Source organism: Pseudorhodobacter wandonensis (genome assembly GCF_001202035.1).
GTDB classification, from domain to species: domain Bacteria; phylum Pseudomonadota; class Alphaproteobacteria; order Rhodobacterales; family Rhodobacteraceae; genus Pseudorhodobacter; species Pseudorhodobacter wandonensis.
In genome coordinates this window covers 492,517-515,180 of sequence record NZ_LGHT01000044.1, presented here as the reverse complement: position 1 = coordinate 515,180, position 22,664 = coordinate 492,517, and the positions used below count along the sequence as shown (strand labels likewise).

The 22,664-nt window shown below is 59.5% G+C and carries 20 protein-coding genes and 1 pseudogene; 13 read left to right on the top strand and 8 right to left on the bottom strand.

Features of this window, described 5'->3' with window-relative positions; genetic code table 11:
* Positions 1–168: 168 nt before the first annotated feature.
* A complete protein-coding gene (locus AKU79_RS17405) occupies positions 169–1,581 on the bottom strand; it encodes a hypothetical protein (RefSeq protein ID WP_050524810.1) in 1,413 nt (470 codons plus the stop codon).
* Positions 1,582–1,985: 404 nt separating this feature from the next.
* On the opposite strand from AKU79_RS17405, the pseudogene AKU79_RS19075 reads away from it, so the two are divergent.
* Positions 1,986–2,594: pseudogene (locus AKU79_RS19075) on the top strand (WecB/TagA/CpsF family glycosyltransferase); the annotation flags it as partial.
* An 85-nt stretch (positions 2,595–2,679) separates the two neighbouring features.
* On the opposite strand, the gene AKU79_RS17395 reads toward AKU79_RS19075, so the two are convergent.
* Positions 2,680–3,663 carry a glycosyltransferase family 2 protein gene (locus AKU79_RS17395; RefSeq protein ID WP_050524808.1) on the bottom strand — a complete coding sequence of 328 codons (984 nt, stop codon included), beginning with the start codon at positions 3,661–3,663 and terminating at the stop codon, positions 2,680–2,682.
* Between the two features lie 275 nt (positions 3,664–3,938).
* On the opposite strand from AKU79_RS17395, the gene AKU79_RS17390 reads away from it, so the two are divergent.
* Positions 3,939–4,883: a CpsD/CapB family tyrosine-protein kinase gene (locus AKU79_RS17390; protein ID WP_050524807.1), complete on the top strand. Its 945-nt coding sequence runs from the start codon at positions 3,939–3,941 to the stop codon at positions 4,881–4,883.
* 12 nt (positions 4,884–4,895) lie between these two features.
* On the top strand, positions 4,896–6,140 hold the full coding sequence (locus tag AKU79_RS17385; RefSeq protein ID WP_050524806.1) for a Wzz/FepE/Etk N-terminal domain-containing protein: 1,245 nt from the start codon (positions 4,896–4,898) through the stop codon (positions 6,138–6,140).
* A gap of 233 nt (positions 6,141–6,373) precedes the next feature.
* Here the strand turns inward: AKU79_RS17385 and AKU79_RS17380 are convergent, their stop codons facing one another.
* Entirely contained in the window at positions 6,374–7,090 is a 717-nt protein-coding gene (locus AKU79_RS17380; RefSeq protein WP_050524805.1) for a sugar transferase, read from the bottom strand.
* Between the two features lie 466 nt (positions 7,091–7,556).
* Positions 7,557–7,769: a hypothetical protein gene (locus AKU79_RS17375; protein ID WP_050524804.1), complete on the bottom strand. Its 213-nt coding sequence runs from the start codon at positions 7,767–7,769 to the stop codon at positions 7,557–7,559.
* A 275-nt stretch (positions 7,770–8,044) separates the two neighbouring features.
* On the opposite strand from AKU79_RS17375, the gene AKU79_RS17370 reads away from it, so the two are divergent.
* Entirely contained in the window at positions 8,045–9,268 is a 1,224-nt protein-coding gene (locus tag AKU79_RS17370) for a glycosyltransferase family 4 protein (RefSeq protein ID WP_050524803.1), read from the top strand.
* On the opposite strand, the gene AKU79_RS17365 is transcribed toward AKU79_RS17370, so the two are convergent.
* From AKU79_RS17365 to AKU79_RS17355, 3 genes are all read right to left on the bottom strand, one after another.
* Positions 9,265–10,086 (bottom strand): glycosyltransferase family 2 protein, encoded by an 822-nt coding sequence (locus tag AKU79_RS17365; RefSeq protein ID WP_050524890.1) that lies wholly within the window; start codon positions 10,084–10,086, stop codon positions 9,265–9,267. The genes AKU79_RS17370 and AKU79_RS17365 overlap by 4 nt on opposite strands.
* A complete protein-coding gene (locus AKU79_RS17360) occupies positions 10,080–12,680 on the bottom strand; it encodes a hypothetical protein (protein ID WP_231580218.1) in 2,601 nt (866 codons plus the stop codon). Before AKU79_RS17360 ends, AKU79_RS17365 begins: the two co-directional genes overlap by 7 nt.
* A gap of 70 nt (positions 12,681–12,750) precedes the next feature.
* A complete protein-coding gene (locus AKU79_RS17355) occupies positions 12,751–13,719 on the bottom strand; it encodes a hypothetical protein (RefSeq protein WP_082224087.1) in 969 nt (322 codons plus the stop codon).
* Between the two features lie 77 nt (positions 13,720–13,796).
* On the opposite strand from AKU79_RS17355, the gene AKU79_RS17350 reads away from it, so the two are divergent.
* From AKU79_RS17350 to AKU79_RS17335, 4 genes are all read left to right on the top strand, one after another.
* Positions 13,797–14,042: a WGR domain-containing protein gene (locus tag AKU79_RS17350; protein WP_050524801.1), complete on the top strand. Its 246-nt coding sequence runs from the start codon at positions 13,797–13,799 to the stop codon at positions 14,040–14,042.
* Between the two features lie 12 nt (positions 14,043–14,054).
* Positions 14,055–15,104, top strand: coding sequence for a saccharopine dehydrogenase (locus AKU79_RS17345; protein ID WP_050524800.1), 1,050 nt, complete (start codon positions 14,055–14,057; stop codon positions 15,102–15,104).
* 196 nt (positions 15,105–15,300) lie between these two features.
* Positions 15,301–15,837, top strand: a complete 537-nt coding sequence (locus AKU79_RS17340; RefSeq protein ID WP_050524888.1) for a sigma-70 family RNA polymerase sigma factor — start codon at positions 15,301–15,303, stop codon at positions 15,835–15,837.
* A 10-nt stretch (positions 15,838–15,847) separates the two neighbouring features.
* Complete coding sequence (locus AKU79_RS17335) at positions 15,848–16,495, top strand: ChrR family anti-sigma-E factor (RefSeq protein WP_050524887.1); 648 nt, start codon at positions 15,848–15,850, stop codon at positions 16,493–16,495.
* A gap of 32 nt (positions 16,496–16,527) precedes the next feature.
* Here the strand turns inward: AKU79_RS17335 and AKU79_RS17330 are convergent, their stop codons facing one another.
* Complete coding sequence (locus tag AKU79_RS17330; protein WP_050524886.1) at positions 16,528–16,710, bottom strand: DUF1674 domain-containing protein; 183 nt, start codon at positions 16,708–16,710, stop codon at positions 16,528–16,530.
* A 95-nt stretch (positions 16,711–16,805) separates the two neighbouring features.
* Between AKU79_RS17330 and AKU79_RS17325 the strand changes: the two genes are divergently transcribed.
* From AKU79_RS17325 to AKU79_RS17305, 5 genes are all read left to right on the top strand, one after another.
* A complete protein-coding gene (locus tag AKU79_RS17325; RefSeq protein WP_050524799.1) occupies positions 16,806–18,074 on the top strand; it encodes an RsmB/NOP family class I SAM-dependent RNA methyltransferase in 1,269 nt (422 codons plus the stop codon).
* 140 nt (positions 18,075–18,214) lie between these two features.
* The gene (locus AKU79_RS17320; protein ID WP_050524798.1) at positions 18,215–19,915 is read left to right on the top strand and encodes a heparinase II/III family protein; all 1,701 of its coding nucleotides are present in this window, start codon (positions 18,215–18,217) and stop codon (positions 19,913–19,915) included.
* Positions 19,916–19,942: 27 nt separating this feature from the next.
* Positions 19,943–21,556 carry a bifunctional phosphoribosylaminoimidazolecarboxamide formyltransferase/IMP cyclohydrolase gene (gene purH, locus AKU79_RS17315; protein ID WP_408002849.1) on the top strand — a complete coding sequence of 538 codons (1,614 nt, stop codon included), beginning with the start codon at positions 19,943–19,945 and terminating at the stop codon, positions 21,554–21,556.
* A gap of 1 nt (position 21,557) precedes the next feature.
* Positions 21,558–22,040: a signal peptidase II gene (gene lspA / locus AKU79_RS17310; RefSeq protein ID WP_050524797.1), complete on the top strand. Its 483-nt coding sequence runs from the start codon at positions 21,558–21,560 to the stop codon at positions 22,038–22,040.
* Between the two features lie 53 nt (positions 22,041–22,093).
* The gene (locus AKU79_RS17305; protein WP_050524796.1) at positions 22,094–22,621 is read left to right on the top strand and encodes a DUF3035 domain-containing protein; all 528 of its coding nucleotides are present in this window, start codon (positions 22,094–22,096) and stop codon (positions 22,619–22,621) included.
* Positions 22,622–22,664: the final 43 nt, after the last annotated feature.

Genomic DNA, 22,664 nt, shown 5'->3' with positions numbered 1-22,664 from the left:
GGTGATGCCATATTGATGCCGCCTTGGCCGCCTGCGGGGCATCAAAAAGGGGGGATACTGTCTTGAACTGGTTCATGGACAAGAACAGGCCACAGAGATTGGGTCGGTTTTGGAAACAATGCTTGGTGCTTGTCGGGCGGGCACGGGGCGAATCAAATGCGGGTTTGCTCATATAATGGTACGCGGTCTTGGCGATGGGACAGGGCTGGCAATGTGCTGCGCAACCGGGCCAAGCTTGCGTTGGATTGCCAAGGTTTCGGCATAGCCCATCAAGGCCCCCGCCATCAGCCATGTGAACGGGATCAGCGTGGCGTTGGGCAACAGATCGGCAAGATTGGCCGCATAGATCAGCGCAATCCCGCAGGCAAAGGGCGACAGCATTTGTGACCGCTGGGCAAGCGCCTCGCGGCCAAGATAGAGCAGCGGCAAGATCAGCAGGCCAAATTCGCAGATATAGCCCAGCCAGCCATAGGTTCCCAAAACGATGATCCACTGGCCGTCAGGGATGGTTAAGATGCCGCCGGTAATGGGATCAAGGATAAGGTTGCGGCCATATCCGCCCCAACCGAACCACGGCTTTTCCATCGCGCGGGCCAAAAGATCCTCTTCGTTCACGATGCGGAAATTCAGCGATTGGTGGCGTTCGGGATTGATCGACATCGCATAGTCAAGGATGGTATCAAGCGGGATAAGCTGGGCACCACGCAGCAGCGGATAGGTGATGACGATCACGCCCATCATTGCCGCCAATATCAGTTGCCAGCGCCGACCGACGAACAGGATAATCGGGCTGAGCGCCAAGGCATACACCATCGGCCCTACGCTTTTGCAGATATAAAGCAAAAACATCAGGTAGATAAAAACCGCTATGTCGCGCGGCTTGTTCTGGCCGGTTCCGTTGCGCAACATGATCAGCGCCGACATTGCTGCCATCAGCGCAAAGAACGCGACCCACAACCCGTGGGGCATGAACACCAGCGGGCGAAAGCCGTCACCACGCATCGCCTGCAAAAAGTTGTGCTGGAAAAAGCCATAGACCCAGACGTTCAGCTGCGGTGAAAGCCGCGCCTCTAGCAACATCGGCAAGGAATAGATCAGACCGGCCGTCACCAAGGCGCCGACCAACAGCTTCATCGCCAGTTCTGTTCGCAACAACTGCCGCGCCAGAAAGAACGGGATCAGGGCGATGAACTGATAACTGATCGTCGCGACAGAGTCGTACATCCGCAATGCAGGGACATCCTTTGCGACAATCGGAATAATGTCCGGGTTTGTCAAAGCGGTCGCAAACGGGCTGGCAATATACAGAACGATCAGAATCCGGCCAATCGGGCTGCGCGGGAAAAAGCTGACTTTTTCATGCAGCACCCAAATTGTCAGCACCAAGGCGCTAAGGTTGGCAATGGTGAATTTATCCATATCCGGCACGGCGGGCAGGTTGATATTCGCCAGCGGCGGCAACAGCATGTAAGCCGCCAGAATGGACCAGATCAGTGCTTTTTCACGGGGCAAACGATTGAAAAGCACCGCTGCGATAACGGGCCAGACAATCAGCATGATATAGGCAAGTGCGTTGGGCATCGCCGGTGCGTTCAATCTATAGATGCAAAAGCATAAAGCCTGCCGTGGGTTACAATTTTTACGTTAGCACGCGGTGGTATTCTACACTATCCAGCACGTGCCAAGGCGAAAAAGAGTGTTGCTATCTGACACGCCTCGGCGCCCGATTTTAGGGGGCAAAATCAAGGTAACCCATTTATACTTATATGTTTTATCCGTTTTTAGTCAAGTTTGACGCCAAATCCCTGTTTTCGAAACAAATTGTTGCCACTTGCGCGCCTCAGAATAGGCACTAAAGTTTCGCAACGTGGATGCTTGCGTGCTAGGAACGCACCATCGGGTTGAGGATTGCGATTTTGAAGTTTGTTTTTGGCGGTGCCGATATAGCTATCACCCACCCCGATGCAGGTTCGGTTTTGACCGAAGTGGCACAGAGATTGCGTGCCGGAAACGGATTTGCGCTGGCGACCATCAACCTTGACCACCTTGTAAAGCTGGGTGCCCATGCGGGCTTTCGCGCGGCATATGCTTTGCATGATATTGTGGTAGCCGATGGCAACCCGATTGTCTGGCTGTCACGGTTGGCGCGCCGCCCTGTGAGTTTGACCACAGGTTCTGATTTGATTTTACCTTTGGTGCGGGTAGCCACGCAAGAGCGTCGGCCCGTTGTGCTGTTTGGCAGCTCTTTGGCCGCGCTAGAGGGGGCTGCCCGTGCATTGCGCCAAGCAGTGCCCGAGGTGGTGATTGCACATACAATCGCGCCAGAGCTGGGCTTTGACCCAAAGGGAGAGGCCGCCAAAAGCGCGTTGCGGCGGATGGCCGAGGACGGGCCTTGCCTGTGTTTGGTGGCACTAGGCGCGCCCAAGCAAGAAGAATTTGCAGCACTTGGCCGCGAACTTGCACCACAAGTCGGCTTTGCTTCGGTGGGTGCGGGCGTTGATTTTCTGTCGGGGCAGCAAATTCGGGCGCCGATGTGGGCGCGGCGTCTGGCACTGGAATGGCTGTGGCGGGCGATGCAAAGCCCCAAGCGGATGGTGCCGCGCTATCTGAGCTGCGCTGCAATTTTGCCCGGACAAGGCTGGCGGGCGTGGCAGTTGCGCAAAGCCGGTCCGGATGCGGCTACTTATACTCTATCAGAGACGCGCGATTGCGCCGCAACCGTCCCCACCAATAGCCCAAGACACCCTGTGCCTCAGGCAGCTTTCCAAGAACAGAAAAGCCAGCCGCGGCAAACCCAAGACGTGGTGTAAGGCGCAATACCTGCAAAGGCCATGCCAATAGCAAGGCAAGGCCAGCTGGATGCAACAGCCCAAATAGCACAGCCGACACAGGCAAAACCGCCCCCCAAAGCAGGGCGCGGCGGGTTTCAACCACCCAATGGCGCTCGTCCGCGCGGCCGTAACGGGCGGCGCCTTCGGCAAAGGCATGGCCCGCGCGCCGACTGCGCTGCCACCATTGCGACAGCCGCGAAATTGCCGCGTCATGCAGGGTCATCTCGGCATCAATGCGCCAGATCTCGGCCCCGTTGCGGGCCAGCCGCAAGCAGAGATCAGGCTCTTCGCCCGCGATCAGGCTGGCATCAAAGCCGCCGACAGCCCGTAAGGGGGAAACCTGCATCAAGGCATCGCCGCCGCAGGCCAAGGCACGCCCAACGGGGGTATTCCACTCGGCATCAATCAGGCGGTTATAGACAGAGGCGTCGGGAAAACGCTCGCGGCGGCGACCGCAGATGACCACAGCCTGATTGTGGCTTGCCGCAAAGGCCAAAGCCGTCGCCACCCAATCGGCAGCAACCACGCAATCGCCATCGACAAATTGCACATAATCGGCACGCACAAGGGCCAAGCCCGCATTGCGCGCCCGTGCGGCTGTAAAGGGCTGGGCCAGATCAAGCGCCACAACCTCGGCCCCCAAAGCGCGGGCCACAGCGATGCTGCCATCCGTTGAGCCGCTATCAACATAGATCACCCGATCGACCTGCGGGATCAACGACGCGATGCAGGCCTGCAAACGCGCGCCTTCATTCCGGCCGATCACAACCGCCTCGACCCCTTTGGGCCGTGCGGTCGGCGGGCTGTGCTGGAAGGGCTGATCCTGCGGCATTGATTGCTTTCATCCTAATCGCTTTATGCGGTTATAGACCCATTTTGCCGGCCCTTCCAAGACCGCCGCAATATGCCCTGAAGTCTTTTATTTTAAACGGGTATCTGCTAAAGTTGTGCTTCCGGGCGGGGGCTTGGGCGAATCTGAATGCTGTGCATCTTTTGGGTGTCGCTGCTGAACTGGCCTAAGTTTACGCCTGCTTCAAAGCGGGTGCCTTTTTGTGTAACCGCCTGTGTCGGCCACCGTCGCACCGGGCAGCAGGAGCCCGATTTCGTATGGCCAACCACGATATCTTGACGTCATCTGCCAAATGGCAGACGGATTTGGGGCGGGCGCCGATGGATGACGATAACTTCCGCAAAATGGCCGAAGATGCAAAGCGACCGCCCTCGACAGGGGTTTCGGTATTTCGCGCCATAAACACGCCTGCTGCCGCCCCTGCCATCGTCGCTGAAAACGTGACGGCCCTGCCCGGCGCCGCGCTGAACCTGTCGCGGCCCAACCCCGAGCGGGTGTGGGAATCACTTAGTTCGGTGGCGCTGGATGAGGCAGTGCTGATTGGAAAAGGTCTGTTTACGAATCCGCAACAATCGAAATCGACGGGCTATTTTGACATTCTGCGCACGCGCTTGCTGCACGCGATGCAAGAGCGGGGATGGAAGCGGATCGCTATTACCTCGCCCACCCATGGCTGCGGCAAGACCTATATCGCCGCAAACCTGGCCCTGAGCCTGGCGCGCCGCCCGTCAAGCAAAACCGTGCTGCTGGATATGGAACTGCGCCAGCCCGGTTTGGCCAAGGCGTTGGGCCTGACCGATGTCGGCACTATCCGTGATTTTCTGAACGGTGACCAACCGCTGGAAAGCCATTTCAAACGGGTCGGCCGCACTTTGGCGCTGGGCTTGAATGATGCCCCACTTGCCGATGCCTCTGAAATGCTGCACGAACCTTCGACCCGCGCGTCACTTTCCGAAATGATTGCACAACTGGACCCCGAGATGGTGGTCTTTGACGCGCCGCCAACCTTGGTGAACGATGACGTGCTGGCGCTGCTGCCGCAGGTGGACGCGGTTTTGCTGGTGGTTGATGGCACCAAGACCACTGCCGAAGAGGTACGTGCCTGCGAACGGCTGTTTACCGATCAATGCCCTTTGATGGGCGTGGTTTTGAACCGTGCACAAGACCGCAGCCTGCGCCGCTATCGCTATGGCAACATGTAACAGGGTATAGGTATGGGCCAGATTCAAAGCATCGACGAACTTATCGGGCTGCTGCTGCGCCGTCGGCTGATTATCGGGTTGGTGACGGTTTTGGGCATTGTTGCAACCTTGTTTTACGTCATTTCAAAACCGGATGTGTTTGAAAGCACGTCGGTGATTCAGGTGCAAAGCCCGAATGTGGCTACCACGGATGAAACGACAACTGCCCCGCATGAAGGCTCGGCGCAGCGGTTGCAGACCATCCAGCAACAGCTGACAACACGCGATAACATGCTTGCGGTAATCAAACGCCATGACCTCTATGTCGGCTTGCCGCTATCCGACGACGAAAAGGTGCATTTGCTGCGCCTTGCCCTGCGGTTTGAACCGGTCGCAAGCGCTGCAACGGCAGCCTATGGCCAATCGGCCGAGGTTTCGGCCTTGTTGATCAGCGCGCAAGCCGCCACCCGTGCCCAGGCCGCCCGCGTTGCGAATGATTTTGCCCAAGGGATTTTGGATGCCGGCGCGGACAGCCAGGCCGAGCAACTTCGCCAGGCGCTCAGCTTTTTCCGCGAGGAGGCTGCTCGCCTGCAACAACAGATTTCGTCTGTTACCAAAGAGTTAGCGGTCTATCAGTCCCAAAACCTTGATGCCCTGCCCGCCCAACGCGATGCCTTGCGGACCGAGATGACGGGCATTGAAACCGAGTTGCGCAGTTTGGAGCAAGCGCTAGTCGCGGCACGCAATGACCGCGCGATAATCGAACGCAAGCAAGTTCTGCGCGCGACAGACCGCCGCCAGCTTGACAGTCTGATCGCCCAGATTGAGACCCAATCCGCACAGGCCGAGGCCTTGCAGGCGCGACGGACCGAGATATTGGCGATTTTGTCCAAGGCCCAAGACTTTGACCGCACGATCGACAGCTATCAGCGCAACCTGTCCCAACTGCAAAGCCAATATGCCGAGGTTACGCGCAAAAGTGTAAGTGCCGAAACCGACGCCAAGCTGCAGGACCGCCAGCAATCTGAAACCTTTACCCTGCTAGAGCGTGCCGCCGAACCGGATTACCCAATCACCGGCGGGCGGCGCAAGCTGGCGATGGCGGGGGCGATAGCCAGTTTGATGTTTGGCGTGTTTGTCGCCTTTTTGCTGGATCATCTCCGCCCGATTTTGCGCACCCGCACCCAGCTGGAGCGCGAGCTGGGTCTGCGGCCCATCGTGGCAATTCCGGAAATCAAGCAGGCTCGTACCGGCGGGCGCAAATGGTCTGGTGGGTAATCCGTCCGGCAATTCAGTTCTGTGCCAGAAAATCAGCCGCTGTCGCGGTGTTTGCCTTTGGGGCATCGCGACCGCAGCATTTGCCGCAACAGTCTATTTGTGAAAAGGCCCGCGCCATTGGCTTGGCACAGGCTTTTTGAACGCAGTATCGTAATTTTGGGCAGCTTGACAAATCAACGCCGAGCCATATGCCGGTTTGCACCCGACCGGTAATTGACCGGCTGCAAACCGCATTAGTAACCGGTGCAGTTCATCACCACGCCGAGGGTTCGGGACAAGATCTTTACGTCTGTCGCCAGAGATAGCTCGGCATCATAAGCTTCGTCGTAAACCGCGCGCGATTCAAATGTCGTGCCATTGCGACCACCGGTCTGCCAATAGCCGGTGATGCCCGGACGCAACCGGTAATAGGCCGAGCCAGGATACAGCGCTTGCTGGCTCAACATAATCGGGCGCGGGCCGACAAGGCTCATGTCTCCGATCAGAACGTTCCACAACTGGGGCAACTCATCCAGCGATGAGCGGCGCAAAAACCGGCCGAAACGCGTAATGCGCGGATCATTCTTCAGCTTTTGGGTTGTTTCCCATTCAATCCGTGCTTTCGGATTGGAACTCAGATACTCGGCCATCCGGTCATCTGCATCAGTCACCATGCTGCGCAGCTTCCACATGCGGAAATGACGCCCATCCATGCCTACGCGCATTTGGCTGTAAAACGCACCGCCACCATCGCGGCGCACACCCCAAGCCAATCCCAAAACAATCGGCGCAACAACAGGAGCAGCAAGAACGACCGCAGCAATATCCAACGCACGTTTGAACACATTGCGGTACACACCACGGCGCGGAGGATTTGCTTGAAATGCCTTAGGCGAAACTTCCGCCACACGGCCAAGATGCTCTACCCCGCCAGTAACACTGGCAGTTATGTCAGAAAAACTGATTGTCATTTTTTACGCCCCCAACTTCAACCGGAGGTCATTTGGCAGCACATTAACCACAGCCCGACGGTGCTGGCTGAAAGAAGCCAGAGATAAAAACACAGTCAGGCCACAAAGCAATTGAATAAAGCAGACCATAAAACATACTCGGCAGTTACGCCCCCAGTCACACTTTAGCCTAATTTGAGGGGCTTTGGCGAGTAATATTGTCGTAGTTGCGCCATGTTTAGGTCACATTTCAACAAATTCAGCGCGTCTTTTTGTCAATAATCTGGCGAATACAACCTGGGCGGGAAACTCAGGTTTGGAAAAATCAGACTAGACGTTGTAGTGATTCGCGGCTCGGGCACCAATACTGGCGTTGATAGAGCAATTTTTAGGGGAGTCGATCAGGCCGGGGATGGTATCATCACCTGGCCGAGTGTTTCCAATTACGGGAAAGTCTAATTCCAATTACGGCAAAGTCAGGCTGCGCTTATTTGTAGTAATCAACCGCAAAGCCGCGGGAACCGCTGTGTTCTGCCCCATCGGTACGCAGAAAAGACATTGCGATAAAGCCGACAGCGCCAAAAGCACCAAACATGGGATAGGCAATAACTGCCAACCACACTGGGGCACCCATCAACAAGGACGCCATTGAAGCAATCAGTCCAAAGAAGATACCCGAAAGTAGCACGCCGATAACCATTTCAAACCTTTCCCGCCAGATAGCTTTGGCTTTTGTTCGTGTTGCATGTCGGCAGCATGACTTCCCCTGCCTTCTGGTTACTGTGTATTCAGAATATGTCAAGACTCGGGCAATAATAAAGCTACTACACGGCAGCTTGAAATAGTGTGTTAATTTTCGGCCATTTCTCGCTTAATCCCTACGAAATACCGCCTATAGGCACTTACGCGCGGTTCGGGGTTTGCAACGGCGCGGCTGCGCTTTACACGTGAATAATATCAAATCGAGGCGAAATTGTGAAAATCGCTTATCTTATAAACACATATCCACGCGCCTCGCACACGTTCATCCGCCGCGAAGTGCAGGCGCTAGAGAGATTGGGGCATCATATCCACCGCTTTGCGATGCGATCCGAGCGGGAAAACCTGGTCGATCCTGCCGATTTGGCCGAAGATGACCGCACCGAGCATGTGTTGCAAAAAGGTTTGGCACCCGTTTTCTTGGCGGCCTTACGCTGGGCCACAGCGAATCCATCACGATTTGTCAAGGCATTTGCGGCAGCGATTCGCGCAGGAAAACGTGGGGCAGGGCAAACGCCGGGCACCGGTGGTCGGCTGCGCCAGATGATTTACCTGATCGAGGCGGCCTATGTCGCCCAGCGCTGCAAATCCTTGGGCATTCAGCATCTGCATGCCCATTTCGGCACAAACTCGGCTGCGGTTGCGATGCTGGCGTATTTGCTCGGCGGCCCGCGCTATAGCTTCACTGTGCACGGACCCGAGGAATTTGACGCGCCATTGGCCTTGATGCTGGGTGAAAAGGTCCATCACGCGGCGTTTGTTGTGGCGATCAGCAGTTTTGGCCGCAGCCAGCTGTGCCGTTGGGCCGCGCTATCGGATTGGGACAAGCTGCATGTCGTGCATTGCGGGATAGAGCCCGAGAAATTTGCTGTTACCAGCCCGCTGCCCGGCAATGGCCCGCATTTGGTGGCAATCGGGCGCTTGGCCGAACAAAAGGGCTTTTCCCTGCTGATCGAGGCCTTGGCACTGGCGCGGCCCAAGCACCCCGACTTGCGGCTGACATTGGTCGGTGACGGCCCGATGCGCCCTGAAATTGAGGCGCTGATTGCCGCCAAGGGCCTGTCGCAAAACGTGGTGATGGCCGGATGGCAAGACGAGGCAGGCGTGCAGGCGGCACTGGCAAATGCCCAAGCGCTGATCTTGCCATCCTTTGCCGAGGGGCTGCCGATGGTGGTGATGGAGGCGATGGCATCGGGGCGACCGGTGATTGCCACTGCGATTGCAGGGGTGCCGGAATTGGTGGTCGCGGGTAAAACCGGCTGGATTGTGCCCGCAGGCGACCCAAATGCGCTGGCCGAGGCGATTGCAGAGCTTGCGCACACGCCACAAGACAAGCTTGCCGCGATGGGCCAAGCCGCGCGTGAACGGGTGTTTGAACGCCATGATATAGATGTCGAGGCCAAAAAACTTTCGGCGCTGATCGCAGGCCAGCAGGCCTAGCGCCCACGCGTCCAATCCGAATTGCGGCGCCGCGCCTTTACTGCCACCGAAACCGCCGCATAGGTGGCAAAGCCCAGCGGATCGGCCAAAGCACGGCGCAACAGCCCCGACAGGCCAAGCCGCGCCTTGCCCTCTTTTGCCAGAATACCGGGAAAACGCTCGGCAAGCTGCGCCACACCTGCATCTTGCCTGCGCCGCACGCGTGCCAATGCGCCAAACCCTTCGATCATCGGCCAGTAATAGGACGCGGGCACGCCCACCCTTTCATCCGGCATGAATTGCAGCCGCACAAAGGTATCGTCTGAAATAATGTCAGGAAAGGCGCCCCAGCGATTGCGGCCTGCTGCATTCACCGCAAACAGCCCATAGCCCGGGGCCACCGATTGCGCGAAAGGCAAAGTTTGCCAAAACCGCGCATAGGCACGGGTGACCGCCGATTTGGCACGCGGAATAACCGCCCTGCCCGAACCATAGCGCGGCGCGGCAACCAAAAGCGCCTGTTCCAGCTGCACCATCAGATCGGGGCTGACCACCACATCAGCGTCAAGATAGACCCGAATATCACCCCGTGCCGCCGCATCGCCTGCGTTCAGTGCCCCGATCTTGCCGCCCGTTGGCAGGTTGATGACCTGTAAATCCCAGCCCTTTGCTGCGGCCGTTTCGGCAAACCCTTGGGCGCGGGCGGCGGTATCATCGTGGCAACCGTTGGCGACCACGATCACCTCGGCCGATGGCACGCCGTTTGACGCAAACAATGCGGTCAGGCAGGGGCCGATATAGGCTGCCTCGTTGCTGGCAGGGATAATGACGGTTAGCAAGTTGTGCACCCGCGGACGAGCACTTGCCAGCGCGGGTTGTCATCGCCCAGATGCCGCAAGCCGCCCCAGCTGCCCCATTTGCTTGGCGCATAGACATCGACAAAGGCATTGAACGGCGCCGGCGTCAGCTTGGCCCACCCCGCCAACAAGTGGTCATAAAGCGTGCCCATCTGCCGCGAATAGTTCAGATGCTGGAAAAACGCGGTGATCTCGGCATCGTCCAACAACCTGCCATTGGCGACAACATGTGTGCCGCCCTCATACATCATCAGCGTTAGCCCGCGTTGCTTTGCCACGGCGGCGTGATGCGGCAGAACCTCGGTGACAAGATTCGACAGGCTGCCGTCAACCTGTCCCGTGATGGAACCGTTTTCCAACTCGCTTGCGGCAAGGTTGGTTGCCAGATCAAACCGATTGGCTGTGACAAAGTCGGCCTTTGGCTGGCCTGTCAGCCCTTGTTTATCGGCGTTGGCGGCCGCAAATGCGCGGCTATCATCCAGCCAGCCGTGCAACAGCCCCGCCCTGTCATCGCTGCCCAATCCGGCCGAGAAATAGCCGGTCACGGCATAGGCATCAAAGCTGTCGACTGGTTTCTTATGCCCTTCGGCCACCGACAAAGGCGCGTCGAGGATTTGGTCCTCCAACCCTATCCAGCCGGTTTGCGTAGAGATAACGCGGGTCAGGCGGGTTTTGGCGCTGTCGCCAAACACGTCGGCCCAGATGTCAGCCACCTCGGCGGCGCGCATGCCGTAATATTGCACCCAGCAATCATTGGCTTTCCAGCGGGCGCGGCATTGCGCATCGGCCCATGCCGCCTGCGTGAACTGCCAATTCCAAACCTCGTTCGAGTATTCGACCTGCGCATGCAACCCCGGTGCCAAGCCATCGTGCACCACAGTCGCGTAATAGCGCACCAGCGCGTCACTGGCCAAATGCGGTAGCGTGAACCAAGCATCGCTGCGCAATTCATTGGCCAGCGCAACCATCACCTCGACCGGAACACCGTTGACGGCCCAACTAAAGTCGCCTGGCTTTGGGCGGTCCTGCACTTCGGCCAAAGTAGAGTTGTTGGTTGCCATCCAATCCATGAACCGCAGGCCTTTGACGCCGCGGATGCGGGCCAGCCAATCGGGGTTGAACAGCGCCCCGCCATCAAAGGCGGCCAGATGATCTGCACGAACCACCGATATATCGCGGATTGGGTCGGCGGCATCCAAGGCCGAAACCGTCACGACAACGCTTCCCGGCCCCGGCGTGTAGTCAAAACTGATTGCGCCGGGCGTGGCGGCGATGTTTTCTGCCCGCCCTGCCAGTTTTATCTGCCCCTTGCCGCTGTAGCGCAGCACGTAGCTGCCGGCGACCTTGCCCGCATCCGTCGGCAGATCGGTCAGCACCAGCGTAGAGATGCCGACCACATCGGGCGGGAATGCTTTGGGCCAGCCGTTGGCATCCAGATAGCCACCTGCCCGCAACGCATCATATTCCACCCCGCCCCACGCATCCGAAACCTGCCCTATCCACGGGCGTGCGGTTTTCATCACATCGAGAAAGGGCTGTTGGACGGACCAATCGACAACACTGGCCAGCCCCAAAGACAGGCGCGGATTGGTGATCGCGCCCGCCGGATTGGCTGTGCTGTCGGCCTGTTGGGCAAACACGGTGGGTGCGGGAGCGGGTTCCGTTGCGGGCTCTGCCGCAATTGCGGGCGCGGGAACAATCGGTGCGACCACTGTGGGCGCTGCCAATGCGGCGGGCTGGTTCGGCGCGGCAGCAAGTGCCAAGGCCTCTATTCGTGGCAGGTCATCGGCGCGATATTCATTGACAGCGGCCCAAGCGATACGTTGAAACGCTGCGGCCTGCGCGTCGCTGATGGCTGCGCTGCGGCTGATCCAATGGCGCGTCAGTTTGGCGGGCAGGCCCCTTGGGTCTTGCCCCGTAATCACCGCAATATGCACCATAGCAAGGAAATAGAGCGCGCGGTCATCCGGATGGATGTCATCATCAAACAAGGCATCAATGCTGGTAATTTCGGGCATCTCACCTGCCGCAATCGCATCGGCCAGCCGCCCCATTGCTTGCCCCGCAGGGATCAGCCGCACCAAAGGCGCGCCATCGGGGCGGGTGGCATTGGCGGCGGCGGTCGCACCTTCCCACAACGGCAGATCAGCCGTCAGCCGGTCACGCCACGGCATGGCTGCCCCGGCGTCACCTTCGGTCTTTTGCGCCGAGCCGCTGTTCAGGCTGGGCCATGTCTCATAGATATAGACCTGCGTATCGGGCCGCGTTTGCCACGCCAAACCTGCAAATTTCGCGACATATTCGGCTGTGTCGTTCCATTCCACCTGCGCGGCAATCGGGGTCGCCTCGGTCAATATCAGGATGTCTGTTGCGCCTCGGGGCAAGACGCTGCGTGCATCCGCGCGCTCTCCCTCGCGGCTGTTTTCCCAGCTAAAACGCAGCGGCGCGCCGTTTATCACTTGCGCCGAAACGGCTGCGGGCTGGCCCTGCTTGGCCAGACCTGCCTCGATCATTGGTGGCAACGAGGGGCCGACCAGGCTGTGCCCGACAAACAGGATATCCATTAACAGGGCCATCACAGACATCGGCACCCTTTCCTATATCATGCGCGAACCAACCGCCGCAAAACCAAATCAACATCGGGGGTTAGACTGAAACACCTGTCAAAGCATAACCCGAGACAACCTGCCAGACCAGCCGTTGCAGCGGCAAAACTGCCGCTTGTGGCAGTGCCGCGGCCAATTGCCCGTTTGCCAGTGACAAGTCATGCGGCAAGCCTTGGGGGCTGCGGTGGTACAGTACCGCAAAATGGGTCAAGGCGATGATATAGGCCCCAAGATCGTTCAGATGTATCGGGTCAACCGTGCCATCTGCAGCCTTGGCAAACAGATCCTCGCGGCGGGTCAGCCCCGGCACTGTGCCTGCCTCTATCGCGCGCACGGCAGCGGCCAAAACCTGCCCGCCTGGGATAAGGTAAATCGTACCGACCGCCGGATCAGCCATCGCGACGCGCATCAGCGCATCTTGCCACGCCTGCGCAAGATCACTGTCAATGCGGGCAAGCCAGCCCTCGGGATCATCCAGCCGGTGCCATGTTTCATATAGATACAGCCGCGCATCCGGGTTGCCCCGCCGCGCCAGCCGCGCCCAATGGGCAAGTGCGGCGCCGCTGTCGTGGTAGCGGATTGCATCGCGGATCTCGACCATTTCGGTAAAGATGACAGCATCATATCCGGCCTGCCCAAGGCTTTTGGCAGGTAGGTGCTTTGCATGGGCGTTTTCCTGTTCAAAGCCCGAAATGTCGCCGCTGCGGTGTTGGTCAAGGCTGGTCCCCCAGCCCAACTGGCTGGCGTGATGATGGGCCGCAAAGCCCGCCGCCTGCGCCAGTTGATCAAGCATCACCGGCATATCGCGCCCGACAAGGCTGTGGCCCAGATGATAAACCGACAGCCCCTTGCGCGGCGCCGTCAGCGGCACGGCGTAACGCGCGGCAAAGGCATCGGCCGACAACCGTTTCGGCCCTAACCAGCGCGACAGGCCAAACCCCGCAAGCGTACAGGCCGCCCCTGCCAAAACCGCCCGCCGCACCCGGCTGTGCCGTATAACTTTCCCCATCGTCTGGCAAATTTCCCTGTTGCTTTGGTCTAAATCTGGTATCTCTTGGTGCAGAAACCAAGCCTGGGGGGCCAAAAATGATCGGTTTCCATCTTTTGCGCAACCGCAAAGGCTGTACGCGCTACTACCGTGTCGATGTGGCCTATAACCTGTTTGGGGAATACTCGGTGCTGCGCGAATGGGGGCTGCGGGGCAGGCCCGGCGCTGGCACGGGCAACCGCCACGTGACGTGGTTTTCCAATCTGCGCGATGCCTGCCTTGCCGCCGAAACCTGGCAAAAACGTGCGATGCGCCGCGGATATGACCGCTTGATCAACGATTAGGGACAGCAAGACATGACACATATCTGGGTTCGCGCCGAACAGCGCCCGAATGAAGAGCGCGTAGGCATTACCCCCCAAGGCGTGGCCGCGATGCTGGCGGCGGGCTTTCAGGTCACGGTTGAGGAAAGCTCGGTTCGGGCTATTCCGATTGACGGCTACCGTGCCACAGGCTGTGCGATTGCGGCTGAGAACAGCTGGCCCGATGCGCCCCGCGATGCGATCATCTTTGGCCTAAAAGAGCTGCCCGAGGATGGCACGCCCCTGCCGCATCGCCACATCCTGTTTGGCCATGCCTACAAGGGCCAGCCCGATGGCCAAACCCTGCTGCGCCGGTTCAAGGCGGGCGGTGGCACCCTGTATGATATCGAATATCTGGTTGATGAGTCCGGCCGCCGTGTCGCGGCTTTTGGCTATTGGGCGGGCTATGCCGGCGCGGCCGTGGCGCTGAAATGCTGGGCCGCGCAGCAAAGGGGCGGCATCGCCGGCCCCGTGGCGAAATACACGGGCAAGCAGGCATTGCTGGCCGATCTGCACGCCGAACTTGCCGCATACCCCCGCCCCCGTGCGCTGGTGATCGGGGCTTTGGGCCGTGTTGGCACAGGTGCCGCCGATCTGTGCGAGGCTTTGGGTGTGGCTGTCACCAAATGGGACATGGCCGAAACCGCGCAGGGCGGCCCCTTTCCCGAAGTGTTGGCGCATGAGATCTTTTTGAACTGCATTCTGGCCCGCCCCGGTGCGCCGGTGTTTGCGCCAAAAACCGCGCTGACAGACCCGCGCGCGCTGTCGGTCATCGGCGATATTGCATGTGATCCGACATCCGACTTTTCACCGATCAAGGTCTATGACCGCGCGACCGATTGGGCCGCCCCTGCCCTGCGTGTGGCCGAAAACCCTGTGCTGGATGTGACGGCGATTGACAACCTGCCCTCACTTTTGCCCGTCGAAAGCAGCGAGGATTTTGCTGGCCTGTTGTTGCCGTCCTTGCTGGAGCTGGATGATCTGGCGGCAGGCGTTTGGGGCCGCGCGAAAACCCTGTTTGATACGCATATCGCGAAAATCTAGGGCCTTTGCCAAAAAAATATGCGTGGCGAGCGATCCAATACCGGCCTGCCCGCGTATTAGGGTTATGTTTGATTTCACAACGCCTGAAAAAATAGCTGCACAGCCTGCACCGCCGCCCTATGATGGGCGAGAGCCTAAGAATGTGTTGCGCCGGAAAGGGCAGCTTGTGTCGAATAAAGCTGTGCCAGATCAAACGATGACTGAACAAGACGACTGGGGCGCGATGATCCTGCGTGTCAGTGCCAACCAAGACAAAGAGGCCTTTGCGGCGCTGTTTCGGCATTTCGCCCCGCGCATCAAAGGCTTCTTGATGAAGTCCGGCGCCAATGCCGGGCTGGCCGAAGAATGCGCACAGGATGTGATGGCCACGCTATGGCATAAGGCGCATCTGTTTGATCCCACTCGCGCCTCGGCGGCAACATGGGTGTTTACCATTGCCCGCAACCGCCGCATCGACGCCTTGCGCAAATCGCGCAGGCCCGAGCCCGAAGATTTGCCTTGGGGGCCAGAACCCGAACCTGACCAGCACGATGTGCTGGAATTAAGCCAGGAAACCGCGCGTCTGGCCGAGGCGCTTGCCGATTTACCAAAGGCCCAGCGCGACCTGATTTCCCGCGCCTATTTTGGCGAGTTGTCACATAGCGAGATCGCAGCCGAAACCGGCCTGCCGCTGGGCACAATTAAGTCTCGTATACGTCTGGCGCTTGACCGCCTGCGCCATAAGTTAAGCTGAAAGAATGCAAATGCCGATCCGTCATCATATCTCTGACCAATTGCTCATGGCCTATTCTGCTGGCCAATTGCCCGAGGCGTTTAGTCTGGTCATGGCCGTTCACCTGTCGATGTGCGACGAATGCAAGGCGCGTCTGGGGGCGTTTGATGCTGTGGGCGGTGCAGTGATGGACCGTTGTGACGTGGTGGCGATGGACACGGGCAGCCTTGCCGCGACATTGGCCAAGCTTGATATGCCTGTTAAGGGCACGCCTTCGCAGGCCTTGCCCCATGTGCAAAGCAGCCTTCCGGCCCCTTTGGCAGATTACATCGGCGGAGATTTGTCAGCCGTGAAATGGCGCAGCCTTGGCGCAGGGGTACGTCAGGCGATACTGCCAACAGACAATACCGCAAGTGCGCGTTTGCTGTATATTCCGGCGGGAAAAGCGGTGCCAGATCATAGCCATCGCGGCACCGAACTGACCCTGGTTTTGCAAGGCGCGTTCCATGACGAAATTGACCGCTTTGGCCCCGGTGATCTGGAAATCTCCGATGAAGACATAAACCACCAACCGATTGCCGAGGCGGGCGAGGCTTGCATTTGTCTTGCCGCGACCGATGCGCCGTTGCGGTTCAACGCGCTGGTCCCACGCCTTTTGCAGCCGTTCTTTAGAATTTAGGCTTTCGCATTTAGCGGGTGTCGGTCAAGGGGTCAGAAATCGACCGCGATGCCCTTTTTCTCCCAATCGCCATAGCGAACGGCCTCGGGGCCGTTGCGGCCACCCAATTCGGTGGGCAGGGGTGGGGCGGCATCAGCGGCTTTGCGGCGCTCTTCAGCCTCGGCCAGCGCACGTTGGGCGGCAGGAGGAAGATTTGCAGGCGGCAGGTCGTTCATATCGCGGGTTTCATCGGGCATCACACAGCCTTCCTTGTCTGAACATCGGGTTTGATATAGGCCGCAATGAACAGGCAAACAACAGGAACAGCACAATGGCAGTCGATGGAGCAGCCGCGCGCGGCGCAGCAGTGGCCCTTTTGGGGGCGGTTCTGGATGAGGGCCAGCAGTTCAGCCAAGTGATTGACGCAGCAGATGGCCCGCTTGCCGGCCTGCCGCCATCGGAAAAGGCCCGCGCTCAACGGCTGGCCTTGACCACGTTGCGCCACATCGAACAGGCCGACCGCGTGCTGAAACCTTACTTGCGCAAAGCGCCGCCAGATCTGGTGATGAACGCGTTGCGTTTGGGCGTTGTGGAACTGGCGGTTGAAGGCGGGGCCGCGCATGGCGTGGTGAACGCGGTGGTTGATCTGGTCAGCCGTGGCAATCGCACCGGGCATATGAAGGGACTCGCCAACGCTGTGATGCGCAAAGTGGCCGATACGCCCGAACCCTTTGCCAAGCTGCCGCCGCAGCGCATGCCGCAATGGCTGCGCCAACCGCTGGTGCATCGCTGGGGGCGGGATGTGGTCACTGCGATTGAGGCGGTGCAAGGCCAGACCCCGCCGCTTGATCTGACTGCCAAAGGGCAGATGCCCGCGATTGATGGTGCCACAGCCCTGCCCATCGGCAGCACGCGGCTGGCACAGGCGACCCAAGTGTCAAACCTGCCCGGTTTTGCGACTGGCGACTGGTGGGTGCAGGATGCCGCCGCCAGCCTTGCCGCGCGCTTGCTGGAGGCAAAGGCGGGCGAGACAGTGCTGGACCTTTGCGCCGCACCGGGCGGCAAAACGCTGCAACTGGCCGCAGCGGGGGCAACTGTAACCGCGCTGGATATTTCTTCGCCCCGCCTGAACCGTTTGCGCGAAAACCTTGCCCGCACGGGGCTGACGGCAGAAATTATCGCCACCGATGCGCTGCATTGGCAGCCGCCCGCGCTGTTTGATGCGGTGCTGCTGGATGCGCCATGCTCGGCCACGGGCACCCTGCGCCGCCACCCCGACTTGCCGTTTATCAAGGATGACAGCGACATTCCGGCATTGGTCGCCCTGCAAGCGCAACTGATCGACAAGGCGCTGACCTTTCTGAAACACGGCGGGCGCTTGGTGTTTTGCACCTGCTCGCTGCTGCCGCAGGAAGGCGAGGACCAGCTGGCCGCCACTCTTGCCCGCCACCCCACGCTGAAGGTTGAGGCGCCTGCCCTGCAAGGCATTGCCCCCGAATGGATCACAGCCGAAGGCGGGCTGCGCCTGCGCCCCGATTACTGGGCCGAATCCGGCGGGATGGACGGGTTTTTCATGGCACGGCTGCGGCTTCCTGCGTAACGACGTTCAATTGACGGTGACAGCGCGGGCCTGCGCCGCTATGGTCGCCCATAAGCAGACCCCCGAACGGGCGCAGAATTGAGTGGCAGCTATGATGAGGCACCTTGGCTAACCCCGGTAAAAATGGGTTCGCGGCGCGGATGACGCGTTTGCAGAACAGGCTGGCAGCTTGGCGGGCACAGCGCAGCCGTGCCGCAACGGGATTCGCTATACAGCCCGAACCGCGCAGCATCGGCATGTTCGCACGTGGCAAGCAACTGACCGCCGGCAATTTCATGTTTGCAGGCCGTTTGGTTGAGGCACCGGGCCAATCGCTATGGGATGCCCCTACCAAATCGGCTGATTTCTGGGTCGAGGCGCATGGCTTTGCCTGGCTTGATGATCTTGCCGCCGTTGGTGACCCGATCGCCCGCGCGCGGGCGCAAAGCTGGACCTGGGTCTGGATTGCCCAATTCGGCAAGGGCAAGGGGCCGGGCTGGACGCCCGATCTAACCGGCCGTCGGGTGATCCGCTGGATCAACCACGCGGTTTTCTTGCTGCACGGCCGCGGGCCAGAGGACAGCGCGCTTTTCTTCAAGGCCTTGTCGGCGCAGACCGTGTTTCTGTCGCGCCGCTGGCAGGCCGCTGAAACCGGTTTGCCGCGGTTTGAGGCCCTGACCGGCTTGATTTGCGCAGGTGTTGCGCTGACCGGAATGGACCAATTGGTTGCCCCTGCCGTGATGGAATTGGCGCAGGAATGCGATTCGGAAATCGATGATCATGGCGGGCTGCCTACCCGCAACCCCGAAGAGCTGCTCGAGGTCTTCACCTTGCTGACTTGGGCTGCAAAAGCCCTTGGCGAGGCGGGTCAAACCGTGCCCCAGGCCCATCGCGCCGCGATTGAACGCATTGCCCCCACCCTACGCAGCCTGCGCCATGCAGATGGGTCGCTTGCGCGGTTTCACGGTGGCGGGCGCGGGTTGGAAGGGCGGCTGGATCACGCGCTTGCGGCGTCAAACATTCGCGCAGCGGCGGGCAATGGCCCTGCGATGGGGTATTTACGGCTGGCCGCGGCACGGACATCCATAATCATTGATGCCGCAGACCCGCCGGGCGCGGCGGCGGGTGCCTCGGCCCATGCCTCGACCCTTGCGTTCGAGATGACCTCGGGGCGCAGGCCGGTTATTGTGAACTGCGGGTCGGGCGCGCCCTTTGGTGCCGAATGGTACCGCGCGGGCCGTGCCACACCCAGCCATTCCACTTTGACGCTGCAGGGCTATTCCTCCAGCCGTCTGACCCTTGGCAAAACCGAAATCATGGCCGACCGCGCCCATGTTACCCAAACCCGCCCCAGCGAAACCGCCGAAGGCCATGCCTTGCGCCTTGCCCATGATGGCTGGGTTGCCACGCACGGGCTGACCCATTCACGCCTGCTGCTGCTGTCGCATGATGGCCGCCATATCGGCGGGCAGGATGAGCTGAGCGCCATCTCGGACCAAGACCGTGCGCGCGTCGCTGCGGTTATGCGGCGCAGTGCGAATGCACCGATTCGTTTCTCTATCCGCTTTCACCTGCACCCCGATGTTGATGCTGCAATCGACATGGGCGGAAATGCCGTGTCATTGGCGCTGAAAAGCGGCGAGATCTGGATTTTCCGCCATACAGGGGCAAAAGGCCTGTCGCTGGAACCCTCGGTTTACCTTGAAAAAGGCCGTTTGACCCCGCGCGCGTCGAAACAAATCGTCCTTTCTGGCGATGTTGCCGACTATGATGCCGTGATTGGCTGGACCTTGGCCAAAGCACAGGATACTCCGCTGGCCATCCGCGATCTGGAACAAGACGAGTTCCCGATTAAGTCCTGACCCCAAGCTGCCCAAAGGTATTTGCCCATGCCCGCCGATATGCCCGCCACAACTGCCCCCAATCTTGCCCCCGTTAAACGCGCGCTTTTGTCTGTTTCTGATAAGACAGGGCTGATTGATCTGGCCAAGGCGCTGGCGGCCCACGGGGTTGAATTGCTGTCTACCGGCGGCTCTGCCGCTGCGCTGCGCGATGCAGGTCTGGTGGTGCGCGATGTGGCCGATGTAACCGGCTTTCCCGAAATGATGGACGGGCGGGTGAAAACCCTGCACCCTATGGTTCACGGTGGCTTGCTTGCCCTGCGTGACAATGCCGACCACCAGGCGGCGATGGAAACCCATGGCATTGCGCCGATCGACCTGCTGGTTGTGAACCTGTATCCGTTTGAGGCGACAGTGGCCAAAGGTGCCGATTATGACACCTGTATCGAGAATATTGATATTGGCGGCCCAGCGATGATCCGCGCGGCGTCGAAAAACCATGCCTTTGTCAGCGTGGTCACCGACCCCGAAGATTACAGCGCCTTGCTGGCCGAACTGGATGCCAATAACGGCAACACCACCTATGCATTCCGTCAGCGCCTGTCGCAAATCGCCTATGGGCGCACGGCAGCCTATGATGCGGCTGTTTCCAACTGGATGGCCGGAGCTTTGGATATTGCAGCCCCCCGCCGCCGTGCCTTTGCAGGCACCTTGGCGCAAACCCTGCGCTACGGCGAAAACCCGCATCAGGCCGCGGCCTTTTACACCGATGGCACAGGCCGCGCCGGTGTGGCAACCGCCAAGCAATGGCAGGGCAAAGAGCTGTCCTATAACAACATCAACGATACAGACGCCGCGTTTGAACTGGTTGCCGAATTTGCGGGCAAAGGGCCAGCTTGCGCGATTATCAAACACGCGAACCCCTGCGGCGTGGCAATGGGTGCAACACTGGCTGAGGCCTATGCCCGCGCCTTTGATTGCGACCGCACCTCGGCCTTTGGCGGGATTATCGCGCTGAACCAGACGCTTGACGGCCCGACAGCCGAAAAGATTGTGGAAATATTCACCGAAGTCGTCATCGCCCCCGACGCGGATGAAGCTGCCCGCGCGGTGTTTGCGTCCAAGAAAAACCTGCGCTTGCTGACCACCGGCACTTTGCCGGATGCCTCGACCCTTGGCCTTGCCTATCGTCAGGTCGCTGGTGGGTTCTTGGTACAAGACCGTGACGCCGCCAATGTAACGCTGGATGATCTGCGCGTGGTGACAAAACGCGCGCCAACCGATGCCGAGATGCGCGATTTGCTGATGGCTTGGACTGTGGCAAAGCATGTCAAATCCAACGCGATTATCTATGTCAAAGACGGCGCGACCGTGGGCGTGGGCGCAGGCCAGATGAGCCGCGTTGACAGTACCCGCATCGCCGCCCGCAAGGCGCAAGATATGGCCGAGGCTATGGGCCTGCCCAACCCGCTGACCATCGGGTCGGTTGTGGCGTCGGATGCGTTTTTCCCCTTTGCCGACGGATTGATTACAGCAGCCGAGGCCGGGGCAACGGCGATTATCCAACCCGGCGGATCGATGCGCGATGATGAGGTGATTGCAGCAGCCGATGCAGCGGGCCTTGCGATGGTGTTCACCGGTCAGCGGCATTTCCGGCACTAAGATGCGGATGTTCTGGGCGGCCCTTATCGTTTTCGCTTTGGATCAGGCCAGCAAACTGGCCGTGGTCTTTGGCCTGAACCTGCGTGAAATCGGGCATCTGGATATTTGGCCGCCCTACCTGGCCTTTCGCATGGCGTGGAACACGGGCGTCAACTTTGGCCTGTTTTCGCATAATGCTGATGCGATGCGCTGGGTGCTGATCGCCGTGTCGCTGGCAATTACCGCTTGGGTCTGGCGGTGGATGGCGCGGGCAACGCAACCCAAACTGGCACAAATCTCGGCCGGGGTGCTGATTGGCGGGGCATTGGGCAATGTAATTGACCGCGTTGTTTACGGCGCAGTGGCCGATTTTCTGAATATGTCTTGCTGCGGCTTTGAAAACCCCTATGCATTCAATGTAGCCGACATTGCGATCTTTGCCGGCGCGGCGGGCTTGGTGTTTTTCGCGGCCGATGGCAAGACAAAGACGCGAAAGACCCCGTGACGTGCCGATAAGTTTCGGCTAAACAGGGTTCGAATGATTTGAAGGAGGCGGAAATGCTTGCAGGAAAAGGGGTATTGGCTCTCGCAACAGCGACGATGCTAACGCTTGCCGCCTGTTCTGGCGACACTCCGCAGCTGATGCATTTGCACGCTTCGGGTGACGGGCCAGATGAATTCGCGATTTTGCCCACAAAACCACTGCAAATGCCCACCGATTTGAAAGCTTTGCCAGAACCAACGCTTGGCGGCACCAACCTGACCGACCCAACCCCCGAGGCCGACATCGCCCTGGCGCTTGGTGGCCGTCTGCGTGATGGCACAGGTATTCCGGCAGGTGATTCTGCGCTTGTGAACCATGCCGCACGGTATGGCCGTTCGGCCTCGATCCGGCCAGAGCTGGCCGCCGACGATCTGCAATACCGCCGCGATAACGATGGCCGACTGCTGGAACGCCTGTTCAGCGTGAACGTCTATTTCAAAGCCTATGCAAAACAGTCGCTTGATCAGCATGCTGAACTGGAAAGATGGCGCAACCGCGGTGTGCGTACCGTTTCGGCCCCACCTGCCAAGGCGGATGAGTAAAACCTGCGTTAACAACGGCCCCCATTGTGCTTTGAAGGCTTGA